The organism is Pseudomonas sp. A39 (assembly GCF_058145955.1).
Genome location: NZ_JBYVMD010000009.1, coordinates 53,305 through 68,847, shown reverse-complemented (window position 1 = coordinate 68,847; position 15,543 = coordinate 53,305). Strand labels below are relative to the sequence as shown.

The following is a 15,543-nucleotide window of genomic DNA, read 5'->3' as shown; positions in this document are numbered from 1 at the left end:
AGCCGATGAATCGCCTTCGCCTTGCTCTGCCCTTGCTGCTTCTCTGCGCCCCGGACCTGCTGGCCGACACCCGCGACGACGCGCTGAAACTCCCCAACGTCGTCATCAGCGCCAACCGCCAGGTGCAGGCCCGCAACGACAGCAGCGCCGCCAACACGGTGTTCACCCGCGACGACATCGACCGCCTGCAGCCTACCCGCCTCACCGACCTCCTCAGCCGCGTGCCCGGTGTACAAGTCGCGCCCAGCGGTGGCCGTGGCAGCCTGCCGGGGATTTATATGCGTGGCACCAAATCCGCGCAAAGCCTGGTGCTGGTGGACGGCCAGCGCATCGCCAATACCACCTCCGGCGACAGCGGCCTGCAATACCTCAATGTCGACCAGATCGAACGGGTGGAAGTGCTGCGCGGCTCACGCTCGGTGATCTATGGCAGCGATGCGATTGGCGGGGTGATCCAGGTGTTTACCCGGCGCAACGCCGAGCCAGGCGTACAGCCGCGCTTGAAACTCGGGTTTGGCAGCCATCAGACCTGGGAGCGCAGCCTCGGCCTCTCCGGCGGCGACGAACAAACGCGTTTCAACCTGGGGGCGAGCCTGGATGACACCGCCGGGATCAACTCGACGCACACCTCATTCCCCAGCGATGGCGACCATGATGCCTACCGCAACCAGTCCCTCAGCCTGAACCTCAGCCATTCCTTCAGCGATGCGCTGGAGGCGGGTTTCAACCTGTTGGATAACCGTGGCAAATCGGAATACGACAACAGCTTCGGCCGCTACGACCTCGCCACCGGGCAAACAGTTGGGCAAAAGCCCTACACCGACTACGCCGTGAGCAGCGCCAGCGGCTATGTCGATGCCACGCTCAACGAGCACTGGCAATCGCGCCTGGAGCTGGGCCATAGCGAGAACCGCGATACCAAGCGCGACACCCTCAGCGATGACTTCAGCGTGTTCAACACCTACCGCGATTCGGTCAACTGGCAGAACGACCTGACGCTGAATGACCAGAACAGCCTGATACTTGGCGGCGACTGGTACGAAGATCGCATCCACGGCTCCACCACCTTCACCGAAAACAGTCGCTGGAACCGCGCCGCCTTCGTACAGCATCGCTTCCATGGCGAGTGGTTTTCCACCGAACTGGGGCTACGGCGCGACCAAAACCAGCAGTTCGGCGGGCAGAACAGCTGGAGCGGCACCGTGACAGTGCCGGTCAACCCGGACAACGACCTGCTGCTGACCTACAGCGAAGGCTTCCGCGCGCCGACCTTCAACGACCTGTACTACCCCGACACGCAGTACAGCAACCCCGACCTGCAGCCCGAAACCTCCAAGAGCTACGAGTTGCAATGGCGCAGTCAACTGAGCGACAGCACGCGCCTTGAAGCCTCGCTGTACCGCACCGACTTGAGCGATGCGATCATCCTCGACCGCTCCGGCAAGCCGCAGAACGTGGCGTCGGCGCGTATCAACGGCTTTGAGGCCGCACTCAAGCAGGAGCTGTTTGGCTGGCAAGGCAACCTTGGGTTGTCGCTCATCGACCCACGCGACCGCGACAGCGGCCACACGTTGGCCCGCCGGGCGCGGCGGACGTTGAACCTGGATCTGGATCGGCAATTCGACACGCTGGGGCTGGGCGCCAGCTGGCAGGCCATCAGCAGCAGCTATGACGATGAAGACAACACTCACCGCCTGGGCGGCTATGCCTTGCTTGGGTTGCGCAGCAGTTGGGCGTTGAATCGGCAAGTGGCGCTGTCGTTGAAGGTCGATAACCTGCTGGACAGGTCCTATGCGCGGGCGCGTTACAGCTATAACGACCCGGGCTTTTTAAACAATCAGGATTATCGCGAAGAGGGTCGGGTGTGGATGTTTGGGGTGACGTGGACGCCTGAGATCTGAGGTGCCTGCGGCGGCGGTATCACAGGTTCGGCGCAATCACCTGACACAACCGCCCCACCGCCTCCAACATCTGCCCACTGGGCCTCTCCAGGCCTTTGTCCGGCACTAACCGCACCCGCGCCGCCATCGTCGGCCAAACCTTCCAGGCCTCCTGCTGAGCCTGATCACCCACCAGGATCATCTCGGGATTACGCTGCAGCACCGACTCGATATTGACCTGCGGCGCAGGCAGCTTGAGGTCATCGAACACATTGCGTGCACCGCACACCGTCAGCGCATCGCTGATGATCTGCCCACCGCCCACGGTGTACAGCGGCTGATTCCAGACTTGGTAAAACACCCGCAGCGGCTCGGCACGCTGATAGCGCTGGCGCAGTTCGGCCAGGCGTTGGCGCAATTGCGCGGCCAGTTGCCGTCCGGCCTCAGGGCGATCCAATTGCTCGGCGATGGCCTGGACCTGAGTGGTGAGTTGTTCAAGGCTATGAGGTTCGGCGACGTACACCGGGATATTCAGGCGCTGCAACTGCTCACGCTGGGCGGGGCCGACACTGCCGGGCCAGAGCAGGATCAGGTCGGGCTTGAGGCTGAGCAGGCGCTCCATGTCCAACTGGCCGTAATGCCCCACCGACGGCACTTGCGCCAACGCCGCCGGGCGCTCGCCGCCGTCCAGCACGCCCACCAACAGATCGGCGGCGCCCAGTTCGACCACGATTTCAGAAAGCGACGGCGCCAGGCTCACGACCCGTTCGATCGCCAGCGCCTGGGCACTGAATGCCAGCAGCACCACCGCCAGCCAGTGACACCTCATCCCAGTTGACGGGGAATGCGATAGAGGTAGAACAGCACCACGGTCGACAGCGCCAGCAGGAACAGCGGCACCGCTTCCAGGCCGACGAACACCGACAACGCACCGATCCAGGCCGGCACGGCAGCGATCAGCAACGCCGTGCGCCGACGGGCCGCCAGGGTGATCCAGGCAGCGGGTTCTTCGGGAGTATCGAGGGCTTTGGAGGTGGCGATCAACGCATGTTTATAGCCGTTGAAATAACGCAGGCTGAGGAACATCGAGGCCACGCCGGCGATAAAGAAGGGCATGGCCAGCACGGGTAGCAGGGACTCGGCTTGGCCAAACACCAGGTTGATCACAAACAATGGGAGCAACGCCAGGGCCAGGTACTGCCACCAATTGAAGGATAGCCGCCGTTTCACCTGGCCACGGGTCACGCGCGGTCGACCTCGCCCTGGTGCTCGTTACCCATCATGTGGTCGAGCTTGCTGGCCTTGGTGGCCAGGTAGAGTTTGTTGTGCGGATTGTGTCCGGTGTGCAGCGGCACGCGCTCGGCGACCGTGATGCCCATCTCGGTCAAGGCTTTGACCTTGCGCGGGTTGTTGGTCATCAGGCGCAGGGAGTTGACGCCCAGGTGCTCCAGCATCGGCAGGCAGATCGCGTAGTCACGCTGGTCGGCGGCAAAGCCCAGGCGCTCGTTGGCCTCGACGGTATCGGCACCGCCATCTTGCAGCTCATAGGCGCGGATCTTGTTCATCAGGCCAATGCCACGGCCTTCCTGGCGCAAGTACAACAGCACGCCCCGGCCTTCACGGGCGATGGCCCGCATGGCTGCTTCCAGTTGCGAACCGCAGTCGCAACGCTGGCTGAACAGCGCATCGCCGGTCAGGCATTCGGAGTGCACCCGGCCCAGTACCGGCGCGCCATCAGCGATATCGCCCAGGCTAAGCACAACGTGCTCGCGCCCGGTGGCTTCTTCGAGAAAGCCGTTCATGGTGAACGTGGCAAAAGGGGTAGGCAGCTTGGAAGCAGCGACGAAAACGACGGGCACCGTGTGCTCCTGATTTCAGTTTTTACAAAGGCGGCCATTGTAACAGCAGGTTCCTACAGACGCTTAAGCTGAATTATCGCTGATAAAGATCAATCGGTTCGATTGGCCTTCGTCCTGGTTCTATGCAGGTTAGAAGGGATAGGCCTGGTGCCAGCGCTCGAAAATCGGTCTCAGCTCGCCGCTTTTTACTAACGCGTCCATACGCTGGTCGAACACGCCCGCCAACACCCGCCCTCGCTCGCTGTCGGTAAACCCGACGTAGAGCGGCAACTCAACGACAGGGGTGAGCTTAAACTGTGTGGGGTCTTTCGCCTGGCTGAGTACGAATTTGGACTCGGTGAGGGAGTCGATATAAAAGTCCGCTCTGCCGTGCTGGAGCATCGGCAGGATGCCATCGCGGCGTTCGATCTGGTTGAAGCGCTGTACATTCGGCAAGTACGCCTCGAACTTGTAGCCGCGCACCCACGCCAGGCGGTAGTTGGCCAGCGTGGTCAGGGTCGGCGTGGGCGTGGTCGCCAGCCCCAGCGCATAAATGTGGTCGGAATCGTAGCGCCAATGCGGGTACACCACGCCTTTGACTTCGCCCGGATAGGAACCGACCCAGCCATCCACCTCGCCGCGCTGGGCCAGGCCAACCGAGCGGGTGTAGGGCACAGAGCGGGTTTGCAGCTTGAACCCGGCGGGCTCAAATACCTGTCGCAATAAGTCCCAGGCCAGGCCGCTGCCATCGGCATTGGTGTAGTCATCCCAGGCCTCACTGGCCAGCGACACTTTACCGGGAGCCACCGCGGCCTCCTGTGCCTGCGCCAAGGGGGCGACGCAACACAGCAGAACACTCAGCCAGCGGCGCACATCCATAATGATGACCTCCTACAGGTTTTGCATCCGTATGAGGCTATAGGGTAGCGCAGGTCGCCCGGTTACGGCGCCTCGCGAAAGTGTTGATAGCCACGAATGGCTGGGGTGATGTCCTGCCCGTCTGCGTCGAGTAGGGTTACGCCCTGCCCCGGCTCGACCCGGCCGATCACATGGATCGGCAACCCATCGGCCAGCAGTGGTGCCAGTTCGGCGGGCGGCAGGGTGAACGCCAGCACGTAGTCGTCCCCCCCGCTCAGGGCCGCCACCCGCGCTTCGTCATCACCGACGAACGCCAGCAGCGCCGTGGACAACGGCAAACGCTGGCGCTCAATCAACAGGCTGACCTGTGATGCCGTGGCGATATGCCCGCAATCGGCCAGGAGCCCATCGGAAATATCCATCGCCGACGTGGCCTTGCCGCGCAGCGCCAGCCCCAGGGCCAACTGCGGTTGCGGCGACCAGTAATGAGCCAGTAACGGATCGGCGATCGCCGCATCGGCGCTGCGCTGGCCCAATACCAGCGGCAAGGCGCCGGCGGCGTTGCCCAGTTCGCCGCCGACACACAGCAGGTCGCCCGGTCGCGCGCCGCTGCGGGTCAAGGCTTGCCCGGCCGGCACACGACCCAACACGGTCAAGGTCAGGCTCAGGGGGCCACGCGTGGTATCGCCGCCCACTAACCCCACGCCGCAACGTTGCGCCATGGCATTCAACCCTTGGGCATAGCGTTGCAGCCAATCGGCATCGACCGTCGGTGTGGTAAGGGCAAGGGTAAACGCGAGGGGATGGGCGCCCATGGCGGCCAGGTCACTCACCGCCACGGCCAACGAGCGCTGGCCGAGCAGGAAGGGGTCGCAGGGGTCGGCAAAATGCACCCCGGCCACCAGTGTATCGGTGGAGATTGCCAACTGCTCCCCAGTGGGGAGCGCCAGCAAGGCGCAGTCATCGCCGATCCCCAGGGCAATCCCCTCGCCGCCTTGCGCACAAGGCGCGGCGGCGAAGTAGTTGCGGATCAGCTCAAACTCGCCCATTCAGGTTTCAAGCGCGATTCAGCGCTTGTACGCCTTCACTTCGGCTTCACGCAGGCGTGGTGCCAGCTTGTCGAGCACGCCGTTGACGAACTTGTGGCCGTCGGTCGAACCGTAGACTTTCGCCAGTTCGATACCTTCGTTGATCACCACGCGGTACGGCACGTCAACGCGATACAGCAGCTCCCAGGCGGACAGGCGCATCACGCACAGCTCAACCGGGTCCAGCTCGTCGATGGTCAGGTCCAGGCATGGCGCCAGGGCTGCATCGATCTCGGTCAGGTGGGCATGCACACCGTGCAGGATGTCGTGGAAGTACGGCAGGTCGGCGAAGGTGAAATCGTTGTCGACGCGAAACTGTGCCTCGATTTCGTTCAACGAAGCGCCCGCTATCTGACGCTGATACAGCGCCTGGGTCGCCAACTGCCGAGCAGCGCGACGCTTCTCGTTCTTGGATGGCTTGCCGGCATCGGCTGGGCGTGGGTCACGCGGGTTGAAGTTGTCGCTCTCGTCGGAAATCACTTGGCCTCCAACTGCGACAGCAGGCTGACCATTTCCAGCGCGGACAGGGCAGCTTCAGCGCCTTTGTTACCGGCCTTGGTGCCGGAGCGCTCGATGGCTTGCTCGATGGAATCAACGGTCAGTACGCCGAAAGCGACCGGTACGCCGAACTCCATGGACACCTGGGCCAGGCCCTTGGTGCATTCGCCGGCCACGTATTCGAAGTGCGGGGTACCGCCACGAATGACCGCGCCCAGGGCGATGATCGCCGCGTATTCACCCTGCTGGGCAACTTTTTGCGCAACCAGTGGAATTTCGAAGGCGCCAGGGGCACGGATGATGGTGATGTCGCTCTCGCTCACACCGTGGCGAACCAGGGCGTCCACGGCACCGCTTACCAGGCTTTCAACCACGAAGCTGTTGAAGCGGCCAACCACCAGGGCGTAGCGGCCTTTGGGGGCGATGAAGGTACCTTCGATGGTCTTCAGGGTCATTCGACAAATCTCTTAAAGAGCCGGGACGCGTGTATGACGCGTCCCTTAGTGATATTTGAACCGCGAACAAAGGGCGAAAACCGCCAGCCTTTATTCGGAGGGCACGTATTCTACTACTTCCAAGTCGAAACCGGATATCGCATTAAATTTCATCGGTGCGCTCATCAGGCGCATTTTGCGCACGCCCAGGTCCCGCAGGATCTGCGAACCGGCACCGACGATGCTGTAGGTGGTCGGCTTTTTCACCGGCGCGTGGTCAGCCGTTTCGCGGATATGCGCCAGCAAGACGTCGCCATCCACCGGGTTGCCGAGCAGCAGCACCACACCGCTGCCCGCCTCGGACACCGCGGACATCGCGGCGCGCAGGCTCCAGCGGCCCGGTTGCTTGACCATCAGCAGGTCACGCAGCGGGTCCATGTTGTGCACGCGCACCAGGGTCGGCTCTTCGGCGCAAATGGTGCCCAGGGTAAGGGCCATGTGCACGTCGCCTTCCACTGAATCACGGTAGGTGACCAAATTGAATTGGCCCAGTTCGCTGTCGAGTGGCTGCTCGGCAATCCGCTGAACGGTACGTTCGTGGATCATCCGGTAGTGAATCAGGTCGGCAATGGTGCCCACCTTGATGTTGTGTTCGGCGGCAAAGGCTTCAAGTTCAGCACGGCGAGCCATGGTGCCGTCGTCGTTCATCACTTCGCAGATCACGCCGCTTGGCTCGAAACCGGCCATGCGTGCCAGGTCGCAGGCGGCTTCGGTGTGGCCGGCGCGGGCCAGGGTGCCGCCCGGTTGGGCCATCAGCGGGAAAATGTGGCCTGGGCTGACGATGTCTTCGGCCTTGGCGTCTTTGGCGGCGGCGGCTTGCACCGTGCGCGCGCGGTCAGCGGCAGAAATACCGGTGGTCACGCCGGTAGTCGCTTCAATCGACACGGTGAACTTGGTACCAAAACCCGACCCATTGCGCGGCGCCATCAATGGCAGCTTGAGCAACTCGCAACGCTCGCGGCTCATGGGCATGCAGATCAGCCCACGGGCATGCTTGGCCATGAAGTTGATGTGCTCAGCCTGGCAGGCCTCGGCGGCCATGATGATGTCGCCTTCGTTCTCGCGGTCTTCGTCATCCATCAGGATGACCATCTTGCCTTGGCGGATGTCTTCAACCAGTTCTTCGATACTATTGAGCGCCACAGGGCACCCCCTTGGTCAGGATTTCAGGTAGCCATTAGCGGCCAGAAAACTTTCGGTGATGTTCCCGGATGTTGGCTCTGCGGCCTTATCGCCCATCAACAGGCGCTCCAGGTAACGGGCAAGCAAGTCGACTTCCAGGTTCACCCGGCGACCCGGCTGGTACGAGGCCATGATCGTTTCGCTGAGGGTGTGGGGAATGATGGTCAGTTCGAATTCGGCGCCGTTCACGGCGTTCACGGTCAGGCTGGTGCCATCGACAGTGATCGAGCCTTTGTGGGCGATGTATTTGGCCAGCTCTTTGGGCGCGCGGATACGAAATTCCACGGCCCGCGCATTTTCGCTGCGGGCGACCACTTCGCCGACGCCGTCGACGTGGCCGCTGACCAGGTGACCGCCCAGGCGGGTGGTCGGGGTCAGGGCTTTTTCCAGGTTGACCGGGCTGCCGGCCTTGAGATCGTTCATCGCGGTGCAGTCCAGGGTTTCCCGGCTGACGTCGGCGGCAAAACCGTTGCCCGGCAGTTCGATGACGGTCAGGCACACGCCGCTGACCGCAATGCTGTCGCCCAGTTTGACGTCGCCGAGGTCGAGCTTGCCGGTTTCAACCAGCAGGCGCACGTCGCCGCCTTTGGGGGTCATTGCACGGATGCTGCCGATGGATTCGATAATGCCGGTGAACATTTCGTTCTCCTGAAAACGAGGGGCTGACGCTCAAGCGCAGGCCGGGAATTATACGCTCGCTGCTGGCACAGGGATGGCAGTGACCCGCCAGTCGTCGCCTACAGCGCGCATTTCAGTGATCTTGAGTTGGGGGGCGTCGGCCAGTTTATCAAGCGGCCAGTCCAGCAAAGGCCGGGCGGCGGAGCCGAGGAACTTGCCTGCGACGAATATCACGTATTCGTCTACCAGGCCTTGTTGGGCAAACGCACCCGCCAGGCTTGGACCAGCTTCCACCAGCACGTCGTTGACGCCACGCGCAGCCAGCGCGACCAGTGCCGAGCGCAAGTCGACCTGGCCTTCGACACCCGGCACCACCAGGCACTCAGGGCCACGGGGGAACTGATTTTCGGCGGTCACGCAGGTGATGACCAACGCCGGGCCGGCCTTGAAGAACGGCGCGTTGAGCGGCACTCGCAGGCGGCCGTCGATCAGCACGCGCAATGGCGGGCGCGACATGGCCAGGGCGGTGGTGGCGTCATCCAGGCCGAGTTCGGCGGCGCGCACGGTCAGGCGCGCACCGTCGGCCAGCACCGTATCGGCGCCGGTCAGCACCACGCTGGCCTCGGCGCGCAGGCGCTGTACGGCAGCGCGGGCGGCGGGGCCGGTGATCCATTGGCTTTCGCCGCTGGCCATCGCGGTGCGGCCGTCCAGGCTCATCGCCAGCTTGACCCGCACAAACGGCAGGCCCTGCTCCATGCGCTTGAGGAACCCTCTGTTGAGGGCCCGCGCTTCACTTTCCAACACACCGCTGCGCACGTCGATCCCGGCCTGGGCCAGGCGCTGCATGCCGCGCCCGGCGACTTCCGGGTTAGGGTCCTGCATCGCCGCGACCACCCGCGCCAACCCGGCACTCACCAGCGCATCGGCGCACGGCGGGGTGTGCCCATAGTGGCTGCAAGGTTCGAGGGTCACATAGGCGGTGGCGCCGCGCGCCTTGTCACCGGCAGCGCGCAGGGCATGAACTTCGGCATGGGGCTCGCCGGTGCGCACGTGCCAGCCTTCGCCGACGACCTGCCCATCGCGCACAATCACGCAGCCCACCCGAGGGTTGGGGTGGGTGGTGTACAGACCCTTGCGCGCCAGTTCGAGGGCGCGGGCCATGTAATGGGCGTCGAGCACAGCTTGTTCGGCAGAGGGTGAATTCATTCTTTGGCAGGCTCACGGGCCAGGCGGTCGATCTCTTCGCGGAACTCATTGAGGTCCTGGAAGCGTCGATACACCGAGGCGAAACGGATATAGGCAACTTCGTCGAGCTTTTGTAGCTCGCCCATTACCAGTTCTCCAACCACCAGGCTCTTGACCTCGCGCTCGCCGGTCGCACGCAGCTTGTGCTTGATATGCACCAGCGCCGCCTCCAGCCGCTCGACACTCACCGGGCGTTTTTCCAGGGCGCGCTGCATACCGGCGCGCAGTTTTTCTTCGTCGAAGGGTTGGCGGCTGCCGTCGGACTTGATCAGCCGTGGCAACACCAGTTCGGCGGTTTCGAAGGTGGTGAAACGTTCACCGCAGCCAGAGGCCAGGCATTCGCGCCGGCGACGCACTTGATCGCCCTCGGCGACCAGACGCGAGTCAATGACCTTGGTGTCGTTGGCACCGCAGAAGGGACAGTGCATGGTGGGCAGGCAACAAATAAAGGGAGGGCCATGGTAGCGCATCCCCGTGGCAAGACAAGCCATAGCCTTTACGGTATATAGGCTGGCTATTATGTTTCATATTTTTCAAGCCACGGATTTTGTCCTTTCTGGAGCCGTACATGCAGTTACGACCACTTGTTTTGCTCACCCTGTTCAGTGTCCTGGTCGCCTGCAGCAGCGAAGCCCCCAAGCCTGCCGCCCCTCAACCGGCACCGGCGCAAGAGAAAAAAGTCCCCGGCATTGAAGACACCGGTCCCCTGCCCGCCTACCAGCGTGAAATCAGCGGCAGCCTAACCAACGTGCCGGCCGGCGCTGAAGTCGAGATGGCGTTGCTGGTGATCGACGACCGTTCGCGTCCGCAACAACTGCTGGCCAGCAGTGTGCTGACCGGCAATGGCCAGCCCCTGGCCTTCCGCCTGCGCTACAACCCCGAAGCCTTCCCCGCCGGTGCGCGGGTTGAACTGCGCGGCCGCGCCAGCCAGTCCGGCCAGCTGATCCTGCACCTGCCCGCCGTGCGCATCACCCAGGCGATCACCCAGAGCACCGGCCCCCTGCAACTCGTCAAGGCACCATGACGCCACCGTTGGACCTGCAAGCGGCGCTGAGCGAACTGATCGGCGACGCACAGCTGGTGCCCTGCCCGTTGCCGGGCACCGAGCTGTCGTTGTGGCTGCTGGATGCCGACAACATGGACCGCGCCTTCAGCCCCGAAGAAACCCGCCGCATCCTGCATGAACCGCCCTACTGGAGTTTTTGCTGGGCCAGCGGCCTGGCGCTGGCGCGCTACCTGGCGGCGAACCCTGAGTGGGTCGCGGGCAAGCGCGTGCTGGACTTCGGCGCGGGTTCCGGCGTGGCCGCGATTGCAGCGGTCAAGGCTGGCGCACGGGAAGTGGTGGCCTGCGACCTGGACCCACTGGCCTTGGCGTCATGCCGGGCGAATGCCGAGCTTAACGGTGTAGAACTGGGCTACTCCGCCGATTTTTTCGCCGAAGCCGATCGCTTCGACCTGATCCTGGTCGCCGATGTGCTCTACGACCGGGCGAACCTGCCGCTGCTGGACCAGTTCCTCACGCGGGGCCGCGAAGCGTTGGTGGCGGATTCGCGCGTGAGGGACTTCCAGCACCCGGATTACCAGCGGCTGGAGATCCTTGATGCGCTGACATTGCCGGACCTGGCCGAGCCTTGGGAGTTTCGTAAGGTGAGCCTGTACCATTCGCGGCGCTCTTGAAAGCATCCCTCCTGTAGTGAGCGGGCTTGCCCCGCGCCGGGTGGCGGAGCCGCCCCAAAACAGGCGGCTGAATTCTGTCTGGAAGGTTGCGGTGACCGGATTGGGGCGGCTTCGCCACCCAGCGCGGGGCAAGCCCGCTCACTACCGTGGCAGGCATCACGCGTTTGAACTCCAAGCCGCTTCCGGTAGCCAGCGCCAGCCCTTATAGTTGCCCCATTCCCGCTTTATTCGAGACGCCCCATGAGTGAACCCACGCCGTATATCTTCGACGTCACCACCGCCAATTTCGACCAGGCCGTGATCCAGAACTCCTTCGAAAAACCCGTGCTGGTGGATTTCTGGGCCGAGTGGTGCGCGCCATGCAAGGCGTTGATGCCGATGCTGGCGAAGGTTGCCGAGAGTTATCAGGGCGAGTTGCTGCTGGCCAAGGTCGATTGCGAGGCCGAGCAGGACATCGTTGCGCGGTTTGGCATTCAGAGCCTGCCGACGGTGGTGCTGTTCAAGGATGGCCAGCCGGTGGATGGGTTCGCCGGAGCGCAGCCGGAGTCGGCGGTGCGAGCGATGCTCGAGCCCCATGTGCAGATGCCACCACCGGCGGCGGCGGATCCGTTGGAGCAGGCCCAGGCACTGTTTGCCGAAGGTCGCATCAGCGATGCTGAGGCCGTCCTGGTGACGCTGCTGGGCGAAGACAACACTAACGCCGCGGCGTTGATCCTGTACGCCCGCTGCCTGGCCGAACGCGGTGAATTGGGTGAAGCCCAGACCGTGCTGGACGCGGTGAAGAGCGACGATCACAAAGCCGCCCTCGCCGGGGCCAAGGCGCAGATCACCTTCCTGCGCCAGGCTGCCGACCTGCCGGACGCCGCCGACTTGAAAAGCCGCTTGGCGCAAAACCCGCAGGACGACGAAGCGGCCTATCAGTTGGCGATCCAGCAACTGGCGCGCCAACAGTACGACGCGGCGCTGGAAGGTTTGCTCAAGCTGTTTATCCGCAACCGCAGCTACAGCGAAGGCCTGCCGCACAAGACCTTGCTGCAGGTGTTCGAACTGCTGGGCAACGACCACCCGCTGGTGACCGTGTACCGCCGCAAGTTGTTCGCCGCGCTGTACTAATCGCCGACCCAGCTGTACAGCGGCGTATCCCCGCCGCTGGCAACCTTCACCTGGGCGCTGTGGCGCAGGCGTACCAACAGTCGCTTGCCCGCCGAGGCGTCGCCGGCCAGGCCTTCCAACTGGTCAAGCAACTCCAGGCCACTGAGCTGTCCGGCCTTGCGCAACAGCGCCTGGGCGCCCTGCCACAGCTCATCATTGTGTTTGACCGGAGCCACGGGCGCGGCGGCCGGGCTGGCGACGGGCGTAGCCTGCAAGTGCGCGCCCAGCCGTGCCCAATCGCCGTCATCGAGCTCCAGGGTCAAGTCCACCGGCAGGTCGCCGACCGTTCCACGAATTCGCAACATCGTCCTTACTCCTGCATTTTTCCGACAAGCATGCTCCCATGCGGCTTGCGCAACGCCAAGCGGGCGGTCAAACTCTCAGTCAATTGTTATAAGATCACATAACAAAACTTTCATGTTCTGGAGTCTTCTCATGCGCCGTTTGTTGCTTGCTTTGCCGTTTGCCCTGCTGCCATTGGCGGTTGCCCATGCTCATGACGACCACGACCATGAACACGGCAGCCTCGGCGCCCACGAGCATGGCGTCGGCCGCCTCAACGCAGTGCTCGACGGCCAGGCCCTGGAGCTTGAGTTGGACAGCCCGGCAATGAACCTGGTGGGTTTCGAACACCTGGCCACCACCCCGGCGGACAAAGCCAAGGTCGCCGCCGCGCGCAAGCAACTGGAGAACCCCGTTGCCCTGTTCAACCTGCCTAAGGCTGCCGGTTGCGTGGTCAGCACCCAGGAGCTCAACAGCCCACTGTTCGGCGATAAGCCCGAAGCCGACCATGACGACGACGATGACGACGCCAAAGACGCCGCCCACGACCACCCTCACGACCACAGCGAAATCCACGCCCACTACCAGTTCACCTGTGCCACACCGGCGGCCCTGAGCACTCTTGACCTGACCCAGGTGTTCAAGACCTTCCCCGCCACCCAGAAAATTCAGGTACAACTGATCGGCCCGAGCGGCCAGCAAGGTGTTGAAGCGACGGCCACCGCAGCCACCCTGAAGTTCTGAGTCCCCATGACCCACGCATTGATCGAACTGTCTGACCTGGGCTTCAACTGGCCTGGGCATCCACAGTTGCTGGACATCCCCGCGTTCCGCCTGGAAGCAGGGGAAACCCTGTTTCTCAAAGGCCCGAGCGGCAGTGGCAAAACCACACTGCTGGGCCTGCTCGGCGGCGTGCAGAAACCCAGCCGAGGCAGCATCCGCCTGCTCGGCCAGGAGCTGACTGAGCTCTCGGCCGGTGCCCGCGACCGTTTCCGCGTCGACCACACCGGCTACATCTTCCAGCAGTTCAACCTGCTGCCGTTCCTGTCGGTGCGCGAGAACGTCGAATTGCCGTGCCACTTTTCCACGCTGCGCGCGCAACGAGCAAAACAGCGCCACGGCAGTGTCGACCAGGCCGCCGCTGCGTTGCTCGCGCACCTGGGCTTGAAAGACAAAGACCTGCTCGAAAGGCGTGCCGACTCGCTGTCCATCGGCCAGCAACAACGGGTGGCCGCCGCCCGTGCGTTGATCGGCCAGCCGGAACTGGTGATCGCCGACGAGCCTACCTCGGCCCTGGACTACGACGCCCGCGAAGCCTTCCTGCAACTGCTGTTCGCCGAATGCCGCGAAGCGGGCGCCAGCCTGTTGTTTGTCAGCCATGACCAAAGCCTGGCTTCGCTGTTCGACCGCAACCTGTCGCTGGCCGAACTCAATCGCGCCGCCACGCCCGCAGAGGTTTGAGATGTATCTGTTCCGTCTAGCCATGGCCAGCCTGGCTAACCGCCGCTTTACCGCGACCCTCACTGCTTTCGCCATCGCGCTTTCAGTCTGCTTGTTGCTCGCGGTGGAGCGCGTGCGCGTTGAGGCGCGCAACAGTTTCGCCAGCACCATCAGCGGCACCGACCTGATCGTCGGCGCCCGCTCGGGCTCGGTCAACCTGCTGCTGTACTCGGTGTTCCGCATCGGCAACGCCACCAACAACATCCGTTGGGACAGCTTCGAACACTTTGCCGCCAGCCCCCAGGTGAAGTGGGCGATCCCGATGTCCCTCGGCGACTCCCATCGCGGCTACCGCGTGATGGGCACCAACGCGTCCTACTTCGAACACTACCAATACGGCCGCAAGCAAAACCTCGAACTGGCCAGCGGCCGCGCCTTCGCGACCGACCCGTTCGAAGTGGTGCTCGGTGCCGAAGTCGCCGACGCGTTGCATTACAAACTCGGCGACAAACTGGTGCTTGCCCACGGCGTGGCGGTGGTCAGCCTGGTCAAGCACGACGACAAACCGTTCACCGTGGTCGGCATTCTCAAGCGCACCGGCACGCCGGTGGACCGCACGTTGCACATCAGCCTCGGCGGCATGGAAGCGATCCATATCGACTGGCACAACGGCGTGCCCGCGCAGGGCAAAGGCCGTATCAGCGCCGACCAGGCACGCAACATGGACCTTACGCCGCAGGCCATCACCGCGTTCATGCTCGGCCTGAACAACAAGATTTCCACCTTCGCCCTGCAACGGGAGATCAACGAATTCCGCGGCGAACCGATGCTGGCGATCCTGCCCGGCGTGGCACTGCAAGAGCTGTGGAGCATGATGGGCACCGCCGAAAAAGCCCTGTTCGTGATCTCGCTGTTCGTGGTGCTCACCGGCCTGATCGGCATGCTCACGGCGATCCTCACCAGCCTCAACGAACGCCGCCGCGAGATGGCGATCCTGCGTTCGGTGGGCGCACGCCCGTGGCATATCGCGACGCTGCTGATCTTCGAAGCCTTCGCCCTGGCGCTGTCTGGCGTGATCGCGGGCGTGGGTTTGCTGTACGTGTGCATGGCCGCGTCGCGCGGGTACCTGCAGGCCAACTACGGCCTGGACTTGCCGATGTCGTGGCCCAGCGAATATGAATGGACGTTGCTCGCCGGTATCCTGGCGGCAGCGCTGTTGATGGGCAGCGTGCCCGCGTGGCGCGCCTATCGACAATCCCTGGCCGATGGCCTGTCCATACGTTTATGAGGA

At 63.5% G+C, this 15,543-nt stretch carries 19 protein-coding genes; 7 read left to right on the top strand and 12 right to left on the bottom strand.

The features are described 5' to 3' along the window. The first annotated feature begins 5 nt into the window (after positions 1-5). Positions 6-1,901: a TonB-dependent receptor domain-containing protein gene (locus AC3ZU9_RS09445; RefSeq protein WP_490090630.1), complete on the top strand. Its 1,896-nt coding sequence runs from the start codon at positions 6-8 to the stop codon at positions 1,899-1,901. Positions 1,902-1,920: 19 nt separating this feature from the next. On the opposite strand, the gene AC3ZU9_RS09440 is transcribed toward AC3ZU9_RS09445, so the two are convergent. From AC3ZU9_RS09440 to nrdR, 11 genes are all read right to left on the bottom strand, one after another. Next, a complete protein-coding gene (locus tag AC3ZU9_RS09440) occupies positions 1,921-2,709 on the bottom strand; it encodes a cobalamin-binding protein (protein ID WP_015886099.1) in 789 nt (262 codons plus the stop codon). Then, positions 2,706-3,125, bottom strand: coding sequence for a nuclear FMR1 interacting 1 family protein (locus tag AC3ZU9_RS09435; protein ID WP_015886100.1), 420 nt, complete (start codon positions 3,123-3,125; stop codon positions 2,706-2,708). The genes AC3ZU9_RS09440 and AC3ZU9_RS09435 overlap by 4 nt, the downstream gene beginning before the upstream one ends. Then, on the bottom strand, positions 3,122-3,739 hold the full coding sequence (ribA, locus tag AC3ZU9_RS09430; protein WP_046035696.1) for a GTP cyclohydrolase II: 618 nt from the start codon (positions 3,737-3,739) through the stop codon (positions 3,122-3,124). Before ribA ends, AC3ZU9_RS09435 begins: the two co-directional genes overlap by 4 nt. Before the next feature lie 129 nt (positions 3,740-3,868). Continuing rightward, on the bottom strand, positions 3,869-4,597 hold the full coding sequence (locus AC3ZU9_RS09425; RefSeq protein ID WP_102060252.1) for a type 2 periplasmic-binding domain-containing protein: 729 nt from the start codon (positions 4,595-4,597) through the stop codon (positions 3,869-3,871). A 62-nt stretch (positions 4,598-4,659) separates the two neighbouring features. Further along, positions 4,660-5,625, bottom strand: coding sequence for a thiamine-phosphate kinase (gene thiL / locus AC3ZU9_RS09420; protein WP_015886103.1), 966 nt, complete (start codon positions 5,623-5,625; stop codon positions 4,660-4,662). An 18-nt stretch (positions 5,626-5,643) separates the two neighbouring features. After that, positions 5,644-6,144, bottom strand: a complete 501-nt coding sequence (nusB, locus tag AC3ZU9_RS09415) for a transcription antitermination factor NusB (protein ID WP_015886104.1) — start codon at positions 6,142-6,144, stop codon at positions 5,644-5,646. Then, complete coding sequence (gene ribH, locus AC3ZU9_RS09410) at positions 6,141-6,617, bottom strand: 6,7-dimethyl-8-ribityllumazine synthase (RefSeq protein ID WP_003176356.1); 477 nt, start codon at positions 6,615-6,617, stop codon at positions 6,141-6,143. Before ribH ends, nusB begins: the two co-directional genes overlap by 4 nt. A gap of 90 nt (positions 6,618-6,707) precedes the next feature. Further along, positions 6,708-7,799 carry a bifunctional 3,4-dihydroxy-2-butanone-4-phosphate synthase/GTP cyclohydrolase II gene (ribBA, locus tag AC3ZU9_RS09405; RefSeq protein WP_015886105.1) on the bottom strand — a complete coding sequence of 364 codons (1,092 nt, stop codon included), beginning with the start codon at positions 7,797-7,799 and terminating at the stop codon, positions 6,708-6,710. A gap of 15 nt (positions 7,800-7,814) precedes the next feature. Next, complete coding sequence (locus AC3ZU9_RS09400; protein WP_015886106.1) at positions 7,815-8,477, bottom strand: riboflavin synthase; 663 nt, start codon at positions 8,475-8,477, stop codon at positions 7,815-7,817. A 48-nt stretch (positions 8,478-8,525) separates the two neighbouring features. Beyond that, positions 8,526-9,662, bottom strand: coding sequence for a bifunctional diaminohydroxyphosphoribosylaminopyrimidine deaminase/5-amino-6-(5-phosphoribosylamino)uracil reductase RibD (gene ribD / locus AC3ZU9_RS09395; protein WP_043205972.1), 1,137 nt, complete (start codon positions 9,660-9,662; stop codon positions 8,526-8,528). Then, a complete protein-coding gene (nrdR, locus tag AC3ZU9_RS09390) occupies positions 9,659-10,129 on the bottom strand; it encodes a transcriptional regulator NrdR (RefSeq protein ID WP_015886108.1) in 471 nt (156 codons plus the stop codon). Before nrdR ends, ribD begins: the two co-directional genes overlap by 4 nt. A gap of 140 nt (positions 10,130-10,269) precedes the next feature. Between nrdR and AC3ZU9_RS09385 the strand changes: the two genes are divergently transcribed. The 3 genes from AC3ZU9_RS09385 (at position 10,270) to trxA (ending at position 12,491) form a co-directional block, all read left to right on the top strand. Continuing rightward, positions 10,270-10,725: a YbaY family lipoprotein gene (locus AC3ZU9_RS09385; protein ID WP_015886109.1), complete on the top strand. Its 456-nt coding sequence runs from the start codon at positions 10,270-10,272 to the stop codon at positions 10,723-10,725. Further along, positions 10,722-11,378 (top strand): class I SAM-dependent methyltransferase, encoded by a 657-nt coding sequence (locus tag AC3ZU9_RS09380; RefSeq protein WP_231808202.1) that lies wholly within the window; start codon positions 10,722-10,724, stop codon positions 11,376-11,378. Before AC3ZU9_RS09385 ends, AC3ZU9_RS09380 begins: the two co-directional genes overlap by 4 nt. Before the next feature lie 240 nt (positions 11,379-11,618). Continuing rightward, positions 11,619-12,491 carry a thioredoxin gene (gene trxA, locus AC3ZU9_RS09375; RefSeq protein WP_015886111.1) on the top strand — a complete coding sequence of 291 codons (873 nt, stop codon included), beginning with the start codon at positions 11,619-11,621 and terminating at the stop codon, positions 12,489-12,491. On the opposite strand, the gene AC3ZU9_RS09370 is transcribed toward trxA, so the two are convergent. Continuing rightward, complete coding sequence (locus AC3ZU9_RS09370) at positions 12,488-12,835, bottom strand: hypothetical protein (RefSeq protein ID WP_015886112.1); 348 nt, start codon at positions 12,833-12,835, stop codon at positions 12,488-12,490. The genes trxA and AC3ZU9_RS09370 overlap by 4 nt on opposite strands. Before the next feature lie 130 nt (positions 12,836-12,965). On the opposite strand from AC3ZU9_RS09370, the gene AC3ZU9_RS09365 reads away from it, so the two are divergent. The 3 genes from AC3ZU9_RS09365 to AC3ZU9_RS09355 are packed head-to-tail and all read left to right on the top strand — an operon-like array spanning position 12,966 to position 15,540. Continuing rightward, on the top strand, positions 12,966-13,556 hold the full coding sequence (locus AC3ZU9_RS09365) for a DUF2796 domain-containing protein (RefSeq protein WP_490090629.1): 591 nt from the start codon (positions 12,966-12,968) through the stop codon (positions 13,554-13,556). Between the two features lie 6 nt (positions 13,557-13,562). Next, positions 13,563-14,273: an ABC transporter ATP-binding protein gene (locus tag AC3ZU9_RS09360; RefSeq protein WP_015886114.1), complete on the top strand. Its 711-nt coding sequence runs from the start codon at positions 13,563-13,565 to the stop codon at positions 14,271-14,273. 1 nt (position 14,274) lies between these two features. Next, entirely contained in the window at positions 14,275-15,540 is a 1,266-nt protein-coding gene (locus AC3ZU9_RS09355) for an ABC transporter permease (protein WP_490090628.1), read from the top strand. Positions 15,541-15,543: the final 3 nt, after the last annotated feature.